Source organism: Jeotgalibacillus proteolyticus, from assembly GCF_050107735.1.
Taxonomy (GTDB): Bacteria; Bacillota; Bacilli; order Bacillales; family Jeotgalibacillaceae; genus Jeotgalibacillus; species Jeotgalibacillus proteolyticus_A.
The window spans coordinates 1-17,545 of sequence record NZ_JBNILO010000013.1; the positions used below are offsets into that span (position 1 = coordinate 1).

The 17,545-nt window shown below is 42.5% G+C and carries 15 protein-coding genes and 1 riboswitch; of the genes, 8 read left to right on the forward strand and 7 right to left on the reverse strand.

Annotation, left to right across the window (positions count from 1 at the left end; genetic code table 11):
- On the forward strand, positions 1-205 hold a 205-nt coding region (locus ACQCT8_RS16530; protein ID WP_426872932.1), incomplete at its 5' end, for a transposase.
- 206 nt (positions 206-411) lie between these two features.
- Here the strand turns inward: ACQCT8_RS16530 and ACQCT8_RS16535 are convergent.
- Positions 412-1,731 carry a YjzC family protein gene (locus ACQCT8_RS16535; protein ID WP_426872934.1) on the reverse strand — a complete coding sequence of 440 codons (1,320 nt, stop codon included), beginning with the start codon at positions 1,729-1,731 and terminating at the stop codon, positions 412-414.
- Between the two features lie 30 nt (positions 1,732-1,761).
- Positions 1,762-2,022 carry a hypothetical protein gene (locus ACQCT8_RS16540; protein WP_426872936.1) on the reverse strand — a complete coding sequence of 87 codons (261 nt, stop codon included), beginning with the start codon at positions 2,020-2,022 and terminating at the stop codon, positions 1,762-1,764.
- Positions 2,023-2,171: 149 nt separating this feature from the next.
- Between ACQCT8_RS16540 and ACQCT8_RS16545 the strand changes: the two genes are divergently transcribed.
- Both ACQCT8_RS16545 and ACQCT8_RS16550 read left to right on the forward strand, forming a co-directional pair.
- Positions 2,172-2,357: a YfhD family protein gene (locus ACQCT8_RS16545; RefSeq protein WP_278241939.1), complete on the forward strand. Its 186-nt coding sequence runs from the start codon at positions 2,172-2,174 to the stop codon at positions 2,355-2,357.
- Positions 2,358-2,556: 199 nt separating this feature from the next.
- Positions 2,557-3,564, forward strand: coding sequence for an NADP-dependent oxidoreductase (locus ACQCT8_RS16550; protein ID WP_426872939.1), 1,008 nt, complete (start codon positions 2,557-2,559; stop codon positions 3,562-3,564).
- A gap of 446 nt (positions 3,565-4,010) precedes the next feature.
- On the opposite strand, the gene ACQCT8_RS16555 is transcribed toward ACQCT8_RS16550, so the two are convergent.
- Positions 4,011-5,594 (reverse strand): catalase, encoded by a 1,584-nt coding sequence (locus ACQCT8_RS16555; RefSeq protein ID WP_426873096.1) that lies wholly within the window; start codon positions 5,592-5,594, stop codon positions 4,011-4,013.
- Positions 5,595-5,795: 201 nt separating this feature from the next.
- Positions 5,796-6,305: a YhcN/YlaJ family sporulation lipoprotein gene (locus ACQCT8_RS16560; protein ID WP_426872941.1), complete on the reverse strand. Its 510-nt coding sequence runs from the start codon at positions 6,303-6,305 to the stop codon at positions 5,796-5,798.
- Between the two features lie 192 nt (positions 6,306-6,497).
- Positions 6,498-6,688, forward strand: a riboswitch (cobalamin riboswitch).
- Between the two features lie 125 nt (positions 6,689-6,813).
- Between ACQCT8_RS16560 and metE the strand changes: the two genes are divergently transcribed.
- From metE to ACQCT8_RS16580, 4 genes are all read left to right on the forward strand, one after another.
- Positions 6,814-9,090: a 5-methyltetrahydropteroyltriglutamate--homocysteine S-methyltransferase gene (metE, locus tag ACQCT8_RS16565; protein WP_426872943.1), complete on the forward strand. Its 2,277-nt coding sequence runs from the start codon at positions 6,814-6,816 to the stop codon at positions 9,088-9,090.
- Between the two features lie 280 nt (positions 9,091-9,370).
- On the forward strand, positions 9,371-10,705 hold the full coding sequence (locus ACQCT8_RS16570; protein ID WP_426872945.1) for a sigma 54-interacting transcriptional regulator: 1,335 nt from the start codon (positions 9,371-9,373) through the stop codon (positions 10,703-10,705).
- Positions 10,702-12,027, forward strand: a complete 1,326-nt coding sequence (locus tag ACQCT8_RS16575; RefSeq protein ID WP_426872947.1) for an aspartate aminotransferase family protein — start codon at positions 10,702-10,704, stop codon at positions 12,025-12,027. Before ACQCT8_RS16570 ends, ACQCT8_RS16575 begins: the two co-directional genes overlap by 4 nt.
- A 3-nt stretch (positions 12,028-12,030) precedes the next feature.
- The gene (locus ACQCT8_RS16580; protein WP_426872949.1) at positions 12,031-13,395 is read left to right on the forward strand and encodes a YjiH family protein; all 1,365 of its coding nucleotides are present in this window, start codon (positions 12,031-12,033) and stop codon (positions 13,393-13,395) included.
- A gap of 65 nt (positions 13,396-13,460) precedes the next feature.
- Here the strand turns inward: ACQCT8_RS16580 and ACQCT8_RS16585 are convergent, their stop codons facing one another.
- The 3 genes from ACQCT8_RS16585 to xth all read right to left on the reverse strand — a co-directional run bounded on the left by ACQCT8_RS16585 (position 13,461) and on the right by xth (position 15,843).
- Positions 13,461-13,958 carry a DoxX family protein gene (locus ACQCT8_RS16585; RefSeq protein WP_426872951.1) on the reverse strand — a complete coding sequence of 166 codons (498 nt, stop codon included), beginning with the start codon at positions 13,956-13,958 and terminating at the stop codon, positions 13,461-13,463.
- 208 nt (positions 13,959-14,166) lie between these two features.
- Positions 14,167-15,012 carry an NAD(P)H-hydrate dehydratase gene (locus ACQCT8_RS16590; RefSeq protein WP_426872953.1) on the reverse strand — a complete coding sequence of 282 codons (846 nt, stop codon included), beginning with the start codon at positions 15,010-15,012 and terminating at the stop codon, positions 14,167-14,169.
- Positions 15,013-15,087: 75 nt separating this feature from the next.
- The gene (gene xth, locus ACQCT8_RS16595) at positions 15,088-15,843 is read right to left on the reverse strand and encodes an exodeoxyribonuclease III (protein ID WP_426872955.1); all 756 of its coding nucleotides are present in this window, start codon (positions 15,841-15,843) and stop codon (positions 15,088-15,090) included.
- Positions 15,844-16,443: 600 nt separating this feature from the next.
- Here xth and mgrA point away from each other — a divergent pair.
- Positions 16,444-17,436, forward strand: coding sequence for an L-glyceraldehyde 3-phosphate reductase (mgrA, locus tag ACQCT8_RS16600; RefSeq protein WP_426872957.1), 993 nt, complete (start codon positions 16,444-16,446; stop codon positions 17,434-17,436).
- The last annotated feature ends 109 nt before the right edge of the window (positions 17,437-17,545 follow it).

A 17,545-nucleotide genomic window follows, 5' to 3' on the forward strand; every position in this document is an offset into this window, starting at 1 on the left:
AATCAGAACATTGCTTTCAGAAGAAAAAACAGGGAAAATCTACGGAAGACGGAAGATTGACGTAGAACCAGTTTTTGGATTTCTGAAGGCTAATTTAGGTTTCACCCGATTATCTGTCCGTGGAAAAGATCGGGTGAAAAACGAATTGGGGTTTGCGCTTATGGCGGTAAATCTAAGAAAATTCGCCGCCATAAGCGCAAAATGACCTAGCAGCAAAACAAAATAACAGAAGAAAAAGGCACCGCACATCATTTTTGATGTGCGGTGCCTTTTGAGTTGTGAATTTTAGCTAGTTATGTCCCAGCCCCTTTTACCGCGTAAGTCTAAGCTTTCCTCATCCAATTGATAAGTACTGCTACATTTTTAAAGCTTTTTTGAGTTTAAGTTTACACTCTTTCACGGATCATACGTTTACGGCTTCCGCTTAGGCATCCAAACACGATCTTCATTTTTCGTATCAGGAAATTTTTCTCCCGCTTTAAGTTTTATTTGATTTGGATCGTTGACGGTGCTTCCTGTTTCTCCAATTTCAACATAGTACCCATTATTCGGTGCTTTTTGTCCAGGTTTAAATTGATGGTTTTGTCCCATGTATTTCACTCCTTTGCTCTCATTAGTATGACCGCCGTTCGAAAATTTATTTAGCAGAAATGCCCCGATTCGAATCAATGCAAGTGTGTTGCCATATTGCCGTGTTATGTCAAATTTCTCAGGCAGTTCTACCTCACAGAAGTACAAAAATTCCTCGCCTGGTCTGTACCATTCTTCAATCGTATAATCATGCGGGCAATTTTCCCATGCCGTATTCAGCTCCGGACTCCAAACGTCTCCGTTCATATGAGGGGAAAATAATTCGGGCCAGTAGTCCGCTCTTGATCCTGTATGAGGCTTTGAAGCAGCAAATGAAAGAACAGCCTTCAGCTGGTACGGGGAAACAAAGAGCATCCCATACAGTTTTTTGCCTAGTTCAATTCTCTGTTCTAAAGGAGCAAAATGACTGACATTTAAACCCATAACCTTTACTTGTCTCCCTTCCTTAAAAGGGAAGATTACATGGTTTAAATGAAAAGCTTCCTGCAGTTTAAAAATAGCTGACGCATATACATGCTCGCGATAATAAGGACTTGATATCAAGCGCTTCTCTATGTAATGCTGCTCATTTACAATTAACGCAACCGTCAACAGCTTTGGATGTGCACTGTGCAGAAACGACTGCCAGACAGGTTCCATAAAAGCAGAGACACCAAATTGAGGAAGAAGATGCATGTAATTCTTTTTTTCTAATTTGCTTTTTTCATAAAGCAGGAGCTGAGGGTAGGCATCATGAAAAATAAAAGCATTCGCTTTTTCCAAAAACATAAAAAAGTCTTTTCTCGGGTGGGATGGAAACACATTCTTAAGAAGACTGCCCTTTAAATCCGTCATATTCCAGCCTCCATTACGGGAGACTAAATGAGCCAGGAGAGCCCAATGAACCTCTGGGTGCCTGCGAAAAAATTCCAGATAGGCTTTCGTTCTGGTCAGATTGTTGAGGTTTAATAAGGCAACATTGTTCTTCATTTCATCAACCAGCTTCTGTTCTTCCAAGCATATAGGCCGGGTTTTAGATTTAATTTGAAAAGGCCATTGTTTAATTAACTCTTTTTCCTTTGTTGTGAATATTAATTTAGCCCTGGTCACCGGATACAGATCATCCTTTCTTCCGCTCCATTCAAAACAGCCCATGATCATTACATGAGCTGCATTACTTTATTAACATAATTAATGAAGCTGATTTAATGCATCCTTGCTTTTTTTCAATTTTTCTTGCAGTTCATGAATCGGCTCACTGTTTTCTGTTAATTGAATGGCATTCATGCAGCTTCTTTCGGCTCTTTCAATCTTATCCAGCGCTTCTGCAATACGGTCCTGTTCAGGATTTGTTTGGGCCTGCCCCACTGCTTCTGCTGCATGATCCACTGAATGATGGAGCTGGATCATCATCTGATCTTCCTTCCAGCTTTCGTCCGAATGCTTTTCCATTGTGTATCCCTCCACTACATTTTCCTGTTCTATTACTATGGCTTTAACAACAAAATTTTATGCAGCTGATCCAATCATAAACCGCTAATAAAATTTTGATTTCTACTCATACTACGAATGTACCTTAATGATCTGAAGGGGGTTTTTCTATGAGCCGTTCTAATCATCAAACACCATCGAAAAATAAAAAATCTCTTCCTCAAACGCCAAAAGGAATGAAAATTGATCCTAAAAATGTGAGCGAGGAATTTGCTCGCGAACTGGCTGCACACGGTGATACGATTTCCAAGCGGGAGATCAATAAGGTCAAAATGAATAAGAATAAACAGCAGTAAAGAAGTCAGCCTCTGTTTTACAGGGGCTGGTTTTTTTAATGGCCTGATATGTAAATAAGCATGGAATCCCCGTACAGAAAGCCATGTTAATTTAAATGGAAAAAGAACAGCCTATTGGACAAGCCGAATTATTTTAATAAAATGTTGAATTGCGTTAAAGTGTGAATTGAAAACACAAAGTAACTGGAGGGATAAGACAATGCAAAAGAAAATTCATTTAATTAACCGTCCAAAAGGAACGCCTTCTCACAATGACTTTAAAGTCGTGGAAGCACCCATTGATTCTCCTGATCAAGGCGAAGTATTAATCCGAACAAAATACATTTCCGTAGATCCCTATTTACGCGGACGAATGAGCGAAGCAAAATCGTACGTTGAACCCTTTAAACTGGATGAGGTTATTTCAAGTGCTGTTATTGGACAGGTCGAAGAATCCAAATCTGACCGCTTTTCAAAAGGCGACGTAGTACTTGGAGCTCTTGGCTGGCAGGAGTATTCTGTCGTTAAAGAAGACGAGATCCGCAAGGTGAATCATCACCAGGCGCCAGCCTCAGCATACTTAAGCGTTCTAGGTATGACTGGCTTAACTGCCTATTTCGGATTGCTTGAGATCGGCAAGCCGCAAGAAGGAGAGACTGTTGTTGTATCCGGAGCTGCCGGTGCAGTCGGTTCCGTCGTCGGGCAGATTGCTAAAATTAAAGGGGCCCGTGTAGTAGGAATCGCAGGTTCTGAAGAAAAAATCAGTTATTTGAAAGAAGAACTTGGCTTTGACGCTGCTATAAATTACAAAACACAAGATGTCCATCAAGCTCTTCAGGAAGCGTGCCCAAATGGCATTGATGTTTATTTTGAAAATGTTGGCGGAGAAATTGGAGATGCGGTCTTTCCGCTTCTAAATCAATTTGCCCGCATTCCTGTTTGCGGAGCGATCTCTTCCTACAATGACGTAGAACAAGACTTAGGCCCTCGTGTTCAAGGATACTTAATTAAGACAAGCGCTCTAATGCAGGGCTTTATTGTCGGCAATTACTCTTCCCGATTTGGAGAAGGAGCAAAAGAACTTGCCGGCTGGCTGAATGAAGGCAAGCTTAAGTACGAAGAGACGGTTACGGAAGGCTTTGATCATACGATTGATGCTTTTCTGGACTTATTTAAAGGTGCAAATCTCGGAAAAGCAATTGTGAAAGTGGAAGATATTCAAGAATAAGAAAAGACATTCCCTCCTGTCAGCTGATGCGGCAGGGGGGTTTTTTGCGCTCCCATCGTTTCGTATTCGTACAAGCACATCCACCTTTCTTTTGAATAACATGTGGAAAGAGATAGGTGTTTACCCGGATTGCATACAGCTGTTCAAGTGTTCAGGACATGCTGGAAGCTGTGACCAAAAAGAGTCGTCGCTCGATACATTGAAAATGAAGGAAGCACATAATTTTAATAGGTAAATTCAACACGCTGAATTCCCAAGCCTCTCACTGCAATGACTCAGTCGTCTCATTTGTTTTGATGCTCTGAATTAAGTTTCATTCAACACATAATAAGCCGCAGTTCATTCCATTTACATGGAATGAACCGCGGCTTTGAGTACTGATTTTCAACAGTCTCCATCCAGTTGGAACATACTTTGACGAATCCCTCATCGTCCACTAAAACGGCTTAATAAGGATCCGCTTTATGCCCTTTGCGCTGAGCACTGTACATCGCTTTTTCACTGTCTGTGCTTCCGGTTTTCTCACTGTTTTTCATCTCTTTCATTTGAGCAAGTACTTCTTCAAGCTTTTGAGCTACGCGTCTTCCGTATTCTTCATCAGCTTGGGTGAAATGGTCAATCATTGTTTCCTGTATCGTTTTATGACTCACTGCCAGGGCATCAGCCAAATTGCTTACGAGTTCTTCTTTTTCCCACTCTTCAAAATTGCGGTAGGTTTCACCCGCCTGCCCAAAATTATTTGGGCGGTCGATGCCTTCTCTGACCAGACGGTCGTTGTAAGAAGGCTGGTGCTCTTTTCCTTCCTGCTTGGATTCCTTCAGGCCATCCAGTACAGAAGGCTCATAGTTCACATGCGGATTTTTACCAGGAGCAGAGTCTACATAATACGCGCTTTGACCATCACGCTGATTCGTCGCTACGCGTTTTTTAGGTGCATTGATCGGCAGCTGCAAGTAGTTTGCTCCGACCCGGTAACGCTGGGTATCTGAATAGGAAAACGTACGGCCCTGCAGCATTTTATCATCTGAAAAATCAAGCCCGTCTACCAATACGCCAGTTCCAAAAGAAGCTTGTTCCACTTCCGCAAAGAAGTTTTCAGGGTTTTTATTCAGCACCATTTTTCCTACAGGCAGGAATGGGAATTGATCAGTCGGCCACAGTTTAGTATCATCAAGCGGATCAAAATCGAGCTCCGGATGCTCATCGTCACTCATGATCTGCACGCAAAGCTCCCATTCCGGATACTCTCCTCTTTCGATTGCCTCATACAAATCCTGCGTCGCATGACTTGTATTTTTTCCTTGAATTTCATCCGCCTCTTTTTGAGTCAGATTTCGAATTCCCTGGCTTAAAGGCTCCCAGTGGTATTTAACAAGAACCGCTTCCCCTTCTGCATTCACCCATTTATACGTATTTACGCCGGATCCCTGCATTTGCCGGTAGTTAGCGGGTATCCCCCAAGGTGAAAAGAGAAAGGTAATCATATGAGTGGCTTCAGGTGACTGCGAAACAAAATCAAACATTCTCTCCGGATTTTGAATATTCGTGACAGGATCCGGTTTGAACGCGTGGATCATATCAGGAAATTTAATCGGATCTCGTACAAAAAAGATTTTTAAATTATTTCCTACTAAGTCCCAGTTGCCATCCTCTGTATAAAATTTAACGGCGAATCCTCTTGGATCCCTGGCTGTTTCAGGAGATTCCTTGGCTCCTGCAACCGTAGAAAAGCGGACGAATACAGGCGTCTGTTTACCGGCGCCCTGAAAAACCTTCGCTCGAGTGTATGTAGATACATCTTCTTCCCCGGCCTTGCCATACGTTTCAAAATAGCCGTGCGCACCTGCGCCTCGGGCATGAACAACACGTTCAGGAATTCTTTCACGATCGAAATGAGAGATCTTTTCAAGAAAATCGTAATTCTCCAGCGTCGTTGGTCCTCTGTTTCCAACTGTTCTGACATTTTGATTATCTGTAACAGGGTGCCCCTGGCGATTTGTAAGGGATTCTTCATTTTCTCCTGTTCCCATCCGCTTATCATGTGAATTACCTTCTCCTTCAACAGAAGTACCTGTGAGTTCATCCTTTTTCTTGTCCAAGAATTATTCCTCCTTATACCTAATTTTGACATACATTTTACATATACCCGATAATTGAGTGAATAAACTGTAAATTATAACAATTTTAATATAATTCCGCTGATTAACTCATAACCACTAGTACAGATAGAACTAATTAGTAAAAGTGACATCCGGAAACATCCTCTCCACTGTTCCTTTAAATTCCTCAGCCAGTCCTTCTGCAGACTCACCGTCCCGAACCCGCTCGCCAAACTGTGAAAGCCTGTCTCGAAAGTCCGGGTCAGAGGAAATGTATACATGATCAATTCCTTCAAGACCCGAAGACTTTATTTCACTGGTTACGTTGGATTTCACTTCCTCAGGCACTTCTTCAGTATTTCGATTCTCCAAATCAATCGCAACAAAGGCTTTGTGGTTAGAAACAACTACCCAGGCGTCCTCCACCCCTTCTATTTGAGCTATGCCGGCAGCGGCTTCTTCTGACACTTCCAGACTTCCCTCAGATGACTCCGCTTCTTTAAGGTCTTCATTATTTACTAAATCAGCTACTTCGGGATTATCGTTTTGGTCCACTGCTTCATCAATTTGACTTGTATTGCACCCAATCAGCAATAAAATGGCTATGCCTATCTGGCCAGTAATCATTAGAAAATTTTTCAATGGTTAACCCTCCAGTCTTTTACTTTAATGTAACCAGTACACACATAAATATGTATGGCCCAATGCAATCCTTTTTACATGATGAGATCCCAAGATAAAAAACTGAACTTTCTAGCAAATTACGAATTCTTTTAGAAGAAAATTAAAGAATAGATTGACAATTCAAACCTTTTCGCGCTAAAGTAAACATCAATTTCATACGTGGAAATAGGTATTTTGAAAAGAACTTTTTCAAAATTTAAAAGGGAATCCGGTGTAAATCCGGAACGGTCCCGCCACTGTAACAGAGGAGTTGCTGCAAATATGTCACTGGCTAATGCCGGGAAGACTGCGGTAAATGAAGATTCTGGAGTCAGGAGACCTGCCTGTTTCGACAGCACTGTTTTTTTACCTACGGGAGATAGGGAGGTGTTAACGATACCAGCAGACTGCTTTTATGGATATTGTTACCACTCTTAACGGTAATAATGTCCTTTTTTTTATGCATAAAAAAATGGAGGTTTTAACGATGACCAAAATCAAATCCAGCAATCTTGGATATCCACGGATTGGTGAAAAGCGGGAATGGAAAAAAACACTGGAAGCCTTATGGCAAGGAACTTTATCAGAGGATCAATTTTACAGCGAGATGAATCAGTACCGGCTCGCTTATCTTCAAAAACAACGCCATAGCAAAATTGATGTGATACCTTCCGGAGACTTTTCTTTTTATGACCATGTCCTGGATACGGCTGTGATGTTTGGACTTGTTCCTAAACGCTTTGACTATGAAGGGGGCAGAGTTTCCCTATCTACGTATTTTGCCATGGCGAGGGGATCAAAGACCGCGCACGCTTGTGAAATGACGAAATGGTACAACACAAATTACCATTACATCGTTCCTGAAATTGAAGGCAGCTCACCTTCTTTAGTTGAAAATAAGCCGCTTGAAGCCTATTTAGATGCCAAAAAGGAGCTTGGACTAGAAACAAAACCTGTGATCCTTGGGCCCTACTCCTTTTTAAAACTTTCAAAGGGATATGAAGAAAAAGAGTTTAACAGGATCCTTCAGACCTTTGTGCCGGTTTATACGGAGCTTTTAAAAGAGCTGGAAACAGCAGGAGCCTCCTGTGTGCAGATTGATGAACCCGCTCTTGTAACGGACCTCTCCAAGGAAGAAATGAATGTTTTCTCTAAAATATACAAAACGATTGCAGATCAACTCTCTTCACTGGATATCTTTTTACAGACATATTTTGAAGCAGTGACACATTACGAAGACCTGATTGCCATTCCTGTTAAAGGATTTGGCTTGGATTTTGTAGATGGTTTTGAAAATAACATGGCTGCTATAAGAGAGTATGGATTTCCAAAAAATAAAGTGCTCGCAGCCGGCATGATCGACGGAAGAAATATCTGGAAGTCTGATTTAACCAAAACAATAGCTCAACTCGATGAGCTTACACGCCTGGCAGAGCCGGAACGTCTGATCATTCAGCCATCCGCAAGTCTTCTTCATGTACCAGTGACGGTAAAAAATGAAACAAAATTAGCTCTGGAGTTAATAGATAGTTTGGCATTCTGTGACGAAAAATTAGAAGAAGTTGTTTTATTAACCCATGCAATAAACGATCCCTCCTCCAGTTTGGAGAAGCTTAAGGAGCAGGATGAATCCATACTGAAATTAAACGAATCCCATTGGAGAAAACCAAGAGAGAGGGACTCCCTCCCTTCCAAAAGGAAAACATCATTTAAGGAGAGACATCTTTTGCAGCAGAAAAAGTGGCAGCTGCCCATACTCCCAGCCACGACTATAGGCAGCTTCCCGCAAACAAAAGAGATTCGAAAAGTGCGGGCAAAATGGAGAAAAGAAGAGGTATCTCAGAAAGAATATGAGAATCATATCCGTGCAGAAATTAGAAAATGGATTGCGCTTCAGGAAGAAATCGGTTTAGATGTTTTTGTTCATGGCGAATTTGAGCGAAATGATATGGTTGAATTTTTCGGAGAAAAACTGGATGGATTTGCCTTCTCTCAAAATGGATGGGTTCAGTCCTACGGCTCGCGCTGTGTAAAACCTCCTATCATTTATGGAAATATAACCCATACAGCGCCGATGACGGTAGACGAAACGGTGTTTGCACAATCGCTTACTGAGAAGCCGGTTAAGGGGATGCTCACTGGTCCAGTAACGATCTTAAATTGGTCGTTTATACGAAACGATGTTTCAAACGAAGAAGTTGCTTTCCAGCTTGCCGAAGCTCTTTCAGCTGAAGTTAAAGCCCTGGAGCAGGCAGGCATCCAGATGATTCAAGTGGATGAACCTGCGCTTCGGGAGGGGCTTCCTTTAAAACATAAACACCATGCACGCTATCTTTCCTGGGCAGTGGAAGCATTCCGCACCTCCACCTCTGACGTAGAAGACACAACGCAAATTCACACACATATGTGCTACTCTGAATTCGATGAAATTATTGATGCTATTCGTGACATGGATGCAGATGTGATCTCTATTGAAACGTCCAGAAGCCAGGGCGAGCTGATATCATCCTTTGAAACTCGGGTCTACGATAAAGGAATCGGTCTTGGAGTCTATGATATTCACAGCCCTCGTGTGCCGGATGTCAACGAAATGGAAGCTATTATTGAACGGGCTCTTCTCGTCCTGCCCCCAGCTCTTTTCTGGGTAAATCCAGACTGTGGTTTAAAAACAAGAAATGAATCAGAAGTGAAGGCAGCGCTCACCAACATGATCATGGCTGCCAGAAATGTGCGCAGTTCTTTATCAGCCATCGCAGAAAAATAATAAAATGTTTATCCCGTTTCATTTAGACACATTTGGAAGTGTATAGTATAAAAATTCTAGTTTTTCATCTCTATGAGGAATGTACCTGTTGCATCAAAGTGTGAAGTGAAAATGATAATAGAGGCTGAGACACACGCTGTCTCAGCCTCTTTATCACGTAATATGATTTACTCAGAACCTATTTTTAAACAATTCAATTAATAATATTTATACTTTCTATTGAATTTTCATTATTCAATAGTGTATAGTCTTATACAGAAATGAATAAAGGGGTTGGAATATGAATCCATTATTGCTACTTTCCAATCAAAACGAAGAAATAATGAAAATGCATGATGAAGACATCATTATCACCACTGCTGAAGGAAAAATTATTAAAGTTACACCTAAAAGTGGTGAACATTATGGGCTTTCCCCTTCTGACTTGCTGGGCAGATCAGTACTTGAGCTTGAACGTCAGGGGATCTTTTCTCCAGCGATTACGCCGCAGGTAGTTGAAAAGAAAAAGAAAGTAATCATGGTTCAAAAAACGCCTTCCGGTCAAAAGGTTTTAATTACCGGCATTCCTCTCTTGAACAATGAATTTGAAGTAGAGCATGTGATCAGCTACTCCTATGAGCTTTCTGAACTTATGATCATGAAGGAGTATCTTGATGAACTTGAATCTCAAATCAGCCTTGCAAAAGAAGAACTTGCTTACTTTCGGAACAGGCAGATGAAAATAAAAGATTTTATTTCTGAAAGCCCTTCTACGAGACAAGCTCTGAAGACCGTTTATAAAATGAAGCAATTTGATACACCGGTAGTTATTTACGGGGAACATGGAACAGGAAAAAGCATACTCGCCAAAACGATACATAATGAAAGTGAGAGAAAAGACCAGCCTTTTATTGAAGTTGACTGCCCTTCAATTCCTGATGCGATCTTTGAGAAAGTTTTATCAGGAGCAGATCAGTCACAAGGTTATTTGAAGCTTTCAAGCGGAGGAACACTATTCTTAAAAAAAGTTGATCAGTTATCGAGATCATCTCAATCGGTTTTGTCCAGGCTGCTGAAGCATCACAGCGGTTCCCGAGTGATTGCAACAAGCGTGCATTCCCTAAAAGAAGGAACGCAGAGCGGCCATTTTAGAGAGGATCTTTTTTATCGTCTTCACCTTGTTTCCATAGAGCTAAAGCCGTTAAGAGAACGCCCGGAAGATTTGTCACAAGCCATTGAGGTTTATCTTAATGGGTTAAAACAGACCTACAGCCGAAACAAAAATATAGACGACACACTCTTTCTTCATCTTTTGCAATTGCCATGGAACGGGAATTTCAGAGAGCTGAAAAACGTATTGGAAAGAAGCTTCATAGAAAGTGAAAGGGATATCATTGGAATTCACGATCTTCCTCCAGACTATCAGCCCACAAAGGAAGAACAAATGGAGCTCGGTCTGGAAGGAAAAACACTGCCTCATATTTTAGAATTTGTTGAAAGAAAAGTGATCACAAATGCTAAAAACCGTTACAGAACCACAACCGAAATGGCAGCAGCTCTTGGCATCAGTCAGCCTTCTGTTGTGCGCAAGTTAAAAAAGTATTCCACTACACCTTTAGGAGATGACACCTTATGACGCAAAAACAAACACCCGATTGGCAGGAGCTTGCAAGCTCTATTGGAAATCTATTAGCACCGAGCATGGCAAAGGATCATCCAAATCTGCCAGTAGTGAAAGCAGAAGGCTGCTATTACTACGGAGCTGACGGAAAAAAATACCTCGACTTCACGTCAGGCATTGCCGTAGAAAACGTTGGACACCGCCACCCAAAAGTGGTTCAGGCGATTAAAGATAGTGCCGATCATTTACTGCACGGACCCTCCGGCGTTATTATCTATGAATCTATTTTAAAGCTGGCGTATGAATTGCAGCAGATTCTCCCGCCTAAACTCGATAATTTCTTTTTTGCCAACAGCGGCACTGAAGCCATTGAAGGAGGGATTAAGCTTGCTAAGTATGCGACTAAACGTCCTTATGTAGTTTCATTTACCGGCTGCTTCCACGGCAGATCCATTGGGGCATTGAGTGTTTCTACCTCTAAAAGCAAGTACAGAAAATATATGCAGCCTTCCTGGCTTACGTACCAGCTGCCTTATGCTCACCCCGAAGATTTGCCTGAAGGAGAGGATCCTGCTGACTACTTTCCGAAAAAACTCGAGCGTGACGTGGAGAAATTGTTTAATCATCAGGTGACGCCTGAAGAAGTCGCCTGTATCATTTTAGAGCCTGTGCTTGGTGAAGGCGGATATATTATCCCCCCAAAGGAGTGGCTTGCGAAGGTAAGAGAAATTTGTGACCGCCACGGGATCCTGCTGATTTTTGATGAAGTTCAGACAGGATTCGGACGGACAGGCGACTGGTTCGCTGCTCAGACATTCGGTGTGACGCCGGACATTATGGCGATCGCAAAAGGCATCGCAGCAGGCATGCCGCTCAGTGCGACTGTGGCATCGAAAGAATTGATGGCGAAATGGCCGCTTGGCACACACGGCACGACCTTTGGAGGCAATCCGATGGCCTGCTCTGCTGCTCTTGCTTCCCTAGACGTTATGAAGGAAGAACAACTGCTAAAAAGAGCCCGTGACATGGGGGCATACGCGATGGAACAGCTTGACGGGCTTAAAGAAAAACACAGCTCAATTAAAACGATTCGAGGCGTCGGGTTAATGATCGGCATTGAATTACAAAATGCAGACACCGGAAAACCAGACGGAGATGCAGTGATGAAGGTATTGGATGAATGTCTGGAGCGAGGCGTACTTTTTTACCTTTGCGGCAATGCCGGCGAAGTGATTCGAATGATCCCGCCGCTCACGGTTACAAAGGAGCAAATTGATACAGGCATTCAAGTGCTGGATCAGGCACTTGATACACTGAAAAACGCCAAGGAGGAATAACTGATGTCCACTTTACAAAAGGAAGAAAATCAAGTTTCACCTTCAGCTGCGTGGAAGTTTCTCATTCCTTCTTTAATCGGTGCACTGTTATTTTTAGTGCCGGTACGTTTTAACGGAGAAATTACGATCGGCGTCGGAATCCTTGCTTCGTCTATTCAAACCGCTTTTGGCGACTGGATTCCTGCCTTTATTTTAGTACTTCTTGGATTATCTGCTGTCATAAGTTTGGCTGCCGCTGTTACCAAGCCTGAATTTGTTCAAAGGTCACCTTTTTTAAACAGTTTGTTTGTCACGAATGTTTTCGGACTTATTGTACGCGTGGTTGGCTTTGTTATTGGTTTGATGGCTTATTACGAAATAGGTCCTCTTGCCATTTCTTCAAGAGATACAGGAGGAGTCGTTTTATATGACTTAGCTCCTGTATTATTGACCTGGTTTTTATTTGCCGGCATTTTACTTCCTCTTTTAGTGGAATTCGGATTAATGGAGTTTATAGGAACGCTGTTAAACAAAGTGATGCGGCCTGTTTTCACACTGCCCGGACGGTCGTCCATTGATTGCATGGCTTCATGGATGGGAGCGGCGCCGGTTGGGGTATTAGTTACGATGAAGCAGTACGATGAAGGCTATTATACAAAAAGAGAAGCAGCCGTTATCGCGACAACCTTCTCAGTTGCATCTGTTGCCTTCAGCTTAGTTGTTGCAAATGTCATTGGCATCGGCGATTTATTTTTCCCTTTCTATGTGGCCGTTTCAGCTGCTTCAATTGTGGCTGCCATCATCATGCCAAGAATTCCCCCCCTTTCCCGAAAACCGGATACGTATTATGAACCGGTGGGGAAGAAAATTGACGATACGGTTCCTGAAGGTGTCTCTCTTTTTTCATGGGGCTTTCAGGAAGCTAAAAAGAAAGCAAGCCGGGTCGAAGGTCCCAAACAGCTTGCTGCTAAAGGAATTCATACCGTTCTTGACATCTGGCTTGGATTAATTCCCCTCGTTATGACATTAGGTACACTAGCATTAATGATCGCAACCTATACGCCTTTATTTGATCTTATATCCTATCCATTAATTCCTGTATTGACCCTTTTCGGGCTGCCTGAAGCATCCACTGCTGCACCGACAATTCTGGTCGGTTTTGCTGATATGTTTCTGCCGGCAGTATTGGGAAGCGGGATTGAAAGCGAACTAACACGATTTGTAATTGCCGGAATCTCGTTAACTCAGCTCATTTATATGTCTGAGATAGGTATTTTAATATTACGCTCAAATATTCCTGTGAAATTTTATGAGCTTGTGCTTATTTTCATTTTGCGCACGATCATTACGTTGCCCATTATTATCCTATTTGCCCATCTATTTGTTTAAAAGGGCTTCAGCCTCCTCCTTCTACTCAAAAGGGGGAGGCTATTTTTTTTACTTGCTGCTTTCCTTTACGCGTGGGCTTCTTTCACCCGGCGATTATGGACTTTTTTCTTCGCTGCCGGGATTGCCCAGTGGTCAAGACCAAATCGCTGTGCACCGTATCCTGCTAGAAGCAACATCACTGCTGCTGTCAATAAAACCGGGTTGGTGCTGATGGTGCCTGCAAGTAGAAAATTCACATTCATGAAAGCACCTGCCGCAAGAGCCGGAACGGTTAATAAACCAGCAATTAAACCTAATCCGACAAACAATTCTCCCCATGGAATTAAGAAGTTAAAGATCGATACATTTGGAAGCGCAACTTCTTCAAGAAATGCGCCGTACCAGCCAGCTACAATGGGTGCTTCTCCACCAGCTTTTGCGATCGCTCCCTGTAGGTACCCATTAGCATCAAACCCGCCTGTTACTTTCCCCCACCCTGCTTCCAGCCATTGAATCCCCAACCATACCCGAAGAACGGTCCACAAAAATGCTGCTGTTTTTCCATTCCACCATTTTTCTTTCATCGTACTCTCTCCTTTGTTATGTGAAGTTTTTCACATATATTGTTGCAGGTTTGTATGTGTGAAACACTTCACAATTATTTGTTACTTTTATTTTATTCTCAACTATCAGAAAATACAACACATTTGTGAAACATTTCACAAATTAGAAACAACTTTCCTTACTTAAAAGAACGCTGCGAAGAATCTTCTCAGCGCATGTTCATACTCGCTATTCGTAGCTCTTCCATACTTCCGGAAGCAGACCGCTGATTTCGTGAGCCAGCAATGTATGAGCAGAACGTGTCAGTGTCCATTTTTTGGCACAGGCGCCATGAAGATGAACTGCGTTTAACACTGCGTGCCGCCAGTTTTCGTGACAGCAAAGCATGCCAAGCAACATGCCGGTCAGTGTATCACCGGTTCCTCCCTTTGCAAGAGCACCGTCTCCTGTAGGGTTAATCCAGGTTTCTCCATCAGGAAAAGCGATAACTGTTTCATTGCCTTTCAAAACAATTGTAACGTTCCACTTTGCAGCCCACTCTGAAGCAGTATTCGCTCGATTTTCTTGGATTTCTTTTATCTCTAATCCCGTTATCCTTGAGAATTCACCGGGATGAGGGGTCAAAATTGTAGGAGCGTCACGCTTTTCATAGGACCGCTGGGATAAAGCACCGGCATCGAGAACCACAGGACAGGAAGTCTTTAGCAGCATTTGAACCGCTTTTTCTGCGGCATGATCGGGTTCAATACCAGGACCTGCTGCAATTGCTTTGTATTCCTGAAGCTCTGCTGAACCATTTCCCACTTTATGCAGTCCATCAGATAAATACGTCGCTTCCGGGATTGTGGAAACTGCATGTGCCACCACTTCCTTTTCCGTTCCAATAACGAGCTTTCCAATTCCGCTCCGCAGCGCACCTATCCCGGAAAGCAATGCCGCACCTGGCATATCCCTGCTTCCTGCGAGCAAAAGACCGGTGCCGTAAGTTCCTTTATGTCCGGAATTTTTTCTGACAGGCAAGGTAATTTTTGCTTTTTCCTTTGTCCACACTCTCGGCTCATTTTGTTCAGTCATTTCTACCACCTCCATATTATCCTTTCTTTTCCTTCTTTTTAAATTGGATAAACAAGATAGAAATGGTTTACAGGCTTATGTATTCTGCAACTCCAATTGCACCGGACAGTGATCACTTCCAAGAACGTAAGGGTGAATAGCTGCATCCATCAGTTTAGGTTCAAGCTTTTGAGAAACGATAAAATAGTCAATTCTCCATCCAATATTCCGTTCTCTCACTTTGCTCATATAGGACCACCAGCTGTACGCCCCTTCAAGCTCGGGATAAAAGTATCGAAAAGAATCAATAAAGCCTTCATTAAGAAGCTTCGTCATTTTCCCTCTTTCTTCTATTGTAAATCCGGAGTTCCCCCGATTTGGCTTTGCATTTTTCAAATCGATTTCCTGATGTGCCACATTAAGATCGCCACACAAAATAACGGGCTTCACCTGTTCCAGCTCTAAAATGTATTGCCTCATACGCTCTTCCCATTCCAAGCGGTAAGGAAGTCTTGTTAGATCTCTTTTGGAATTTGGTGTATAAACATTAAGTAAATGAAACTCCTCAAATTCCAATGTAAGAATCCGCCCCTCCTCTTCCCGTTCTTCTCCAAGTCCGTATTGTACCGATAAAGGTTTTTCTTTCGTAAATACCGCTGTTCCGGAGTATCCTTTTTTTTCTGCATAGTTCCAGTATTGCCAGTATCCCTCAAGCGGCAGATCAATTTGGCCCTGTTGAACCTTTGTTTCCTGCAGACAAAAAATATCTGCATCCACCTGGTGAAAATAATCCATAAAACCTTTTTTTACACAGGCTCTGATTCCATTTACATTCCACGAAATTAGTTTCAATACGCTAACCCCAGTTCTCTTCTAATCTAGTGATTCGACCTAACATTCTTTCAGCACTAAAGTCTATTTTACTCTTTTTTGTTCACACAAAAAGGGCCTGGGACAAATAAGTCTCAGACTCTTTGACCGGTTCACTTCGCTTCAGGTGGACGCTTTCCGCAGGGACGGCGCTGAGCTCTCCCCAGGCTTCGCCTTGCGAGGTCTCAGCTTGCCGTCATATCCTGCTGGAGTCGCCACCTTTCGCTCCGCTCACCTCATACTAATAATAGATACTGCTCAGTTTAAAACTTTTTTAGTTATATCCAATTCTTTTTTGTCTTTTTAAGTATCCGTGTCGCGCTAAGGATCGATATGCTTGCCTTCCTCATTCTTTTTCTGTTGCTCTAGGGAATCATTGTCCTTTTTTGTGTTCATCATATCCATGTTCAGTCCCTCCTGCCTGTTTGCCTAAGACTATACGTACTATTTTAAGTTTTTTATAAAGTCAAACTGCTTCCCATCTGCAAATCTATTTATTAAACTAGGAAAATAAGGAATGAATACGGTTTCAATTGTTTTCTGATTACTCATTCCTAATCTCTATGAAAAGGAGTTTTATCTATGGCATACACAGCCTCTAAAGAGCGGTACAGTGAAATGAAATACAATCGATGCGGTCATTCCGGATTGCTTCTCCCAGCCATTTCGCTTGGATTATGGCACAATTTCGGGGGAGTCGATTCTTTTGAAAATGGCCGGGCCATGCTGAGGAGAGCGTTTGATTTAGGGATCACTCATTTTGATTTGGCCAACAACTATGGTCCCCCTCCCGGATCGGCTGAGGAAATGTTCGGCTCCTTATTAAAAACGGATTTCTCAACATATCGCGATGAACTGATTATTTCATCTAAAGCAGGCTATCATATGTGGGACGGGCCGTACGGAGAATGGGGATCAAAAAAATATTTAATTTCAAGTCTTGATCAGAGCTTAAAAAGAATGGGTCTTGATTATGTTGATATTTTCTATTCCCATCGCCCTGATCCACATACCACAATGGAAGAAACAATGGGCGCGCTTGATCAGATTGTCCGGCAGGGGAAAGCATTATACGTTGGAATTTCAAGCTATGACGCGGATCAGACCAAGCAGGCCATTTCCATACTAAATGATCTTGGAACACCTCTTCTCATCCATCAGCCAAAATACTCTATGCTGAATCGTTCCATTGAGAGCGGTGTACAGGATGTGCTTCAGGAAAATGTGGTCGGCTCGATTGCCTTCTGTCCACTACAGCAGGGACTTTTAACAAACAAGTATTTAAATGGGGTTCCTTCAGAGTCGCGTGCTGCCAAGTCAACAGGCGCACTTGGGGAAAATGAAGTAACCGATGAGGTGATCAGCAAAGTGCAGGAACTCAATACACTGGCTGAAAACCGCGGACAAAGTCTGGCTCAAATGGCGCTTGCCTGGGTTCTTAGAGAAGGAAGGGTAACATCTGCTTTAATTGGAGCAAGCAAAGTGAGCCAAATTGAAGAAAACATTAAAACACTTGAAAATCTTGAATTTTCATCTGAGGAATTAACAGCTATTGACCTCATTTTGACTGATTAGATATTAAAATCCGACTTTTAACAGAGGTGGACTTTTCTTACGATGACATTATTCACGTTCATGAACAGGTATCTACATCGAAAGTTGGAAAGACATAAAGCTATGGAGA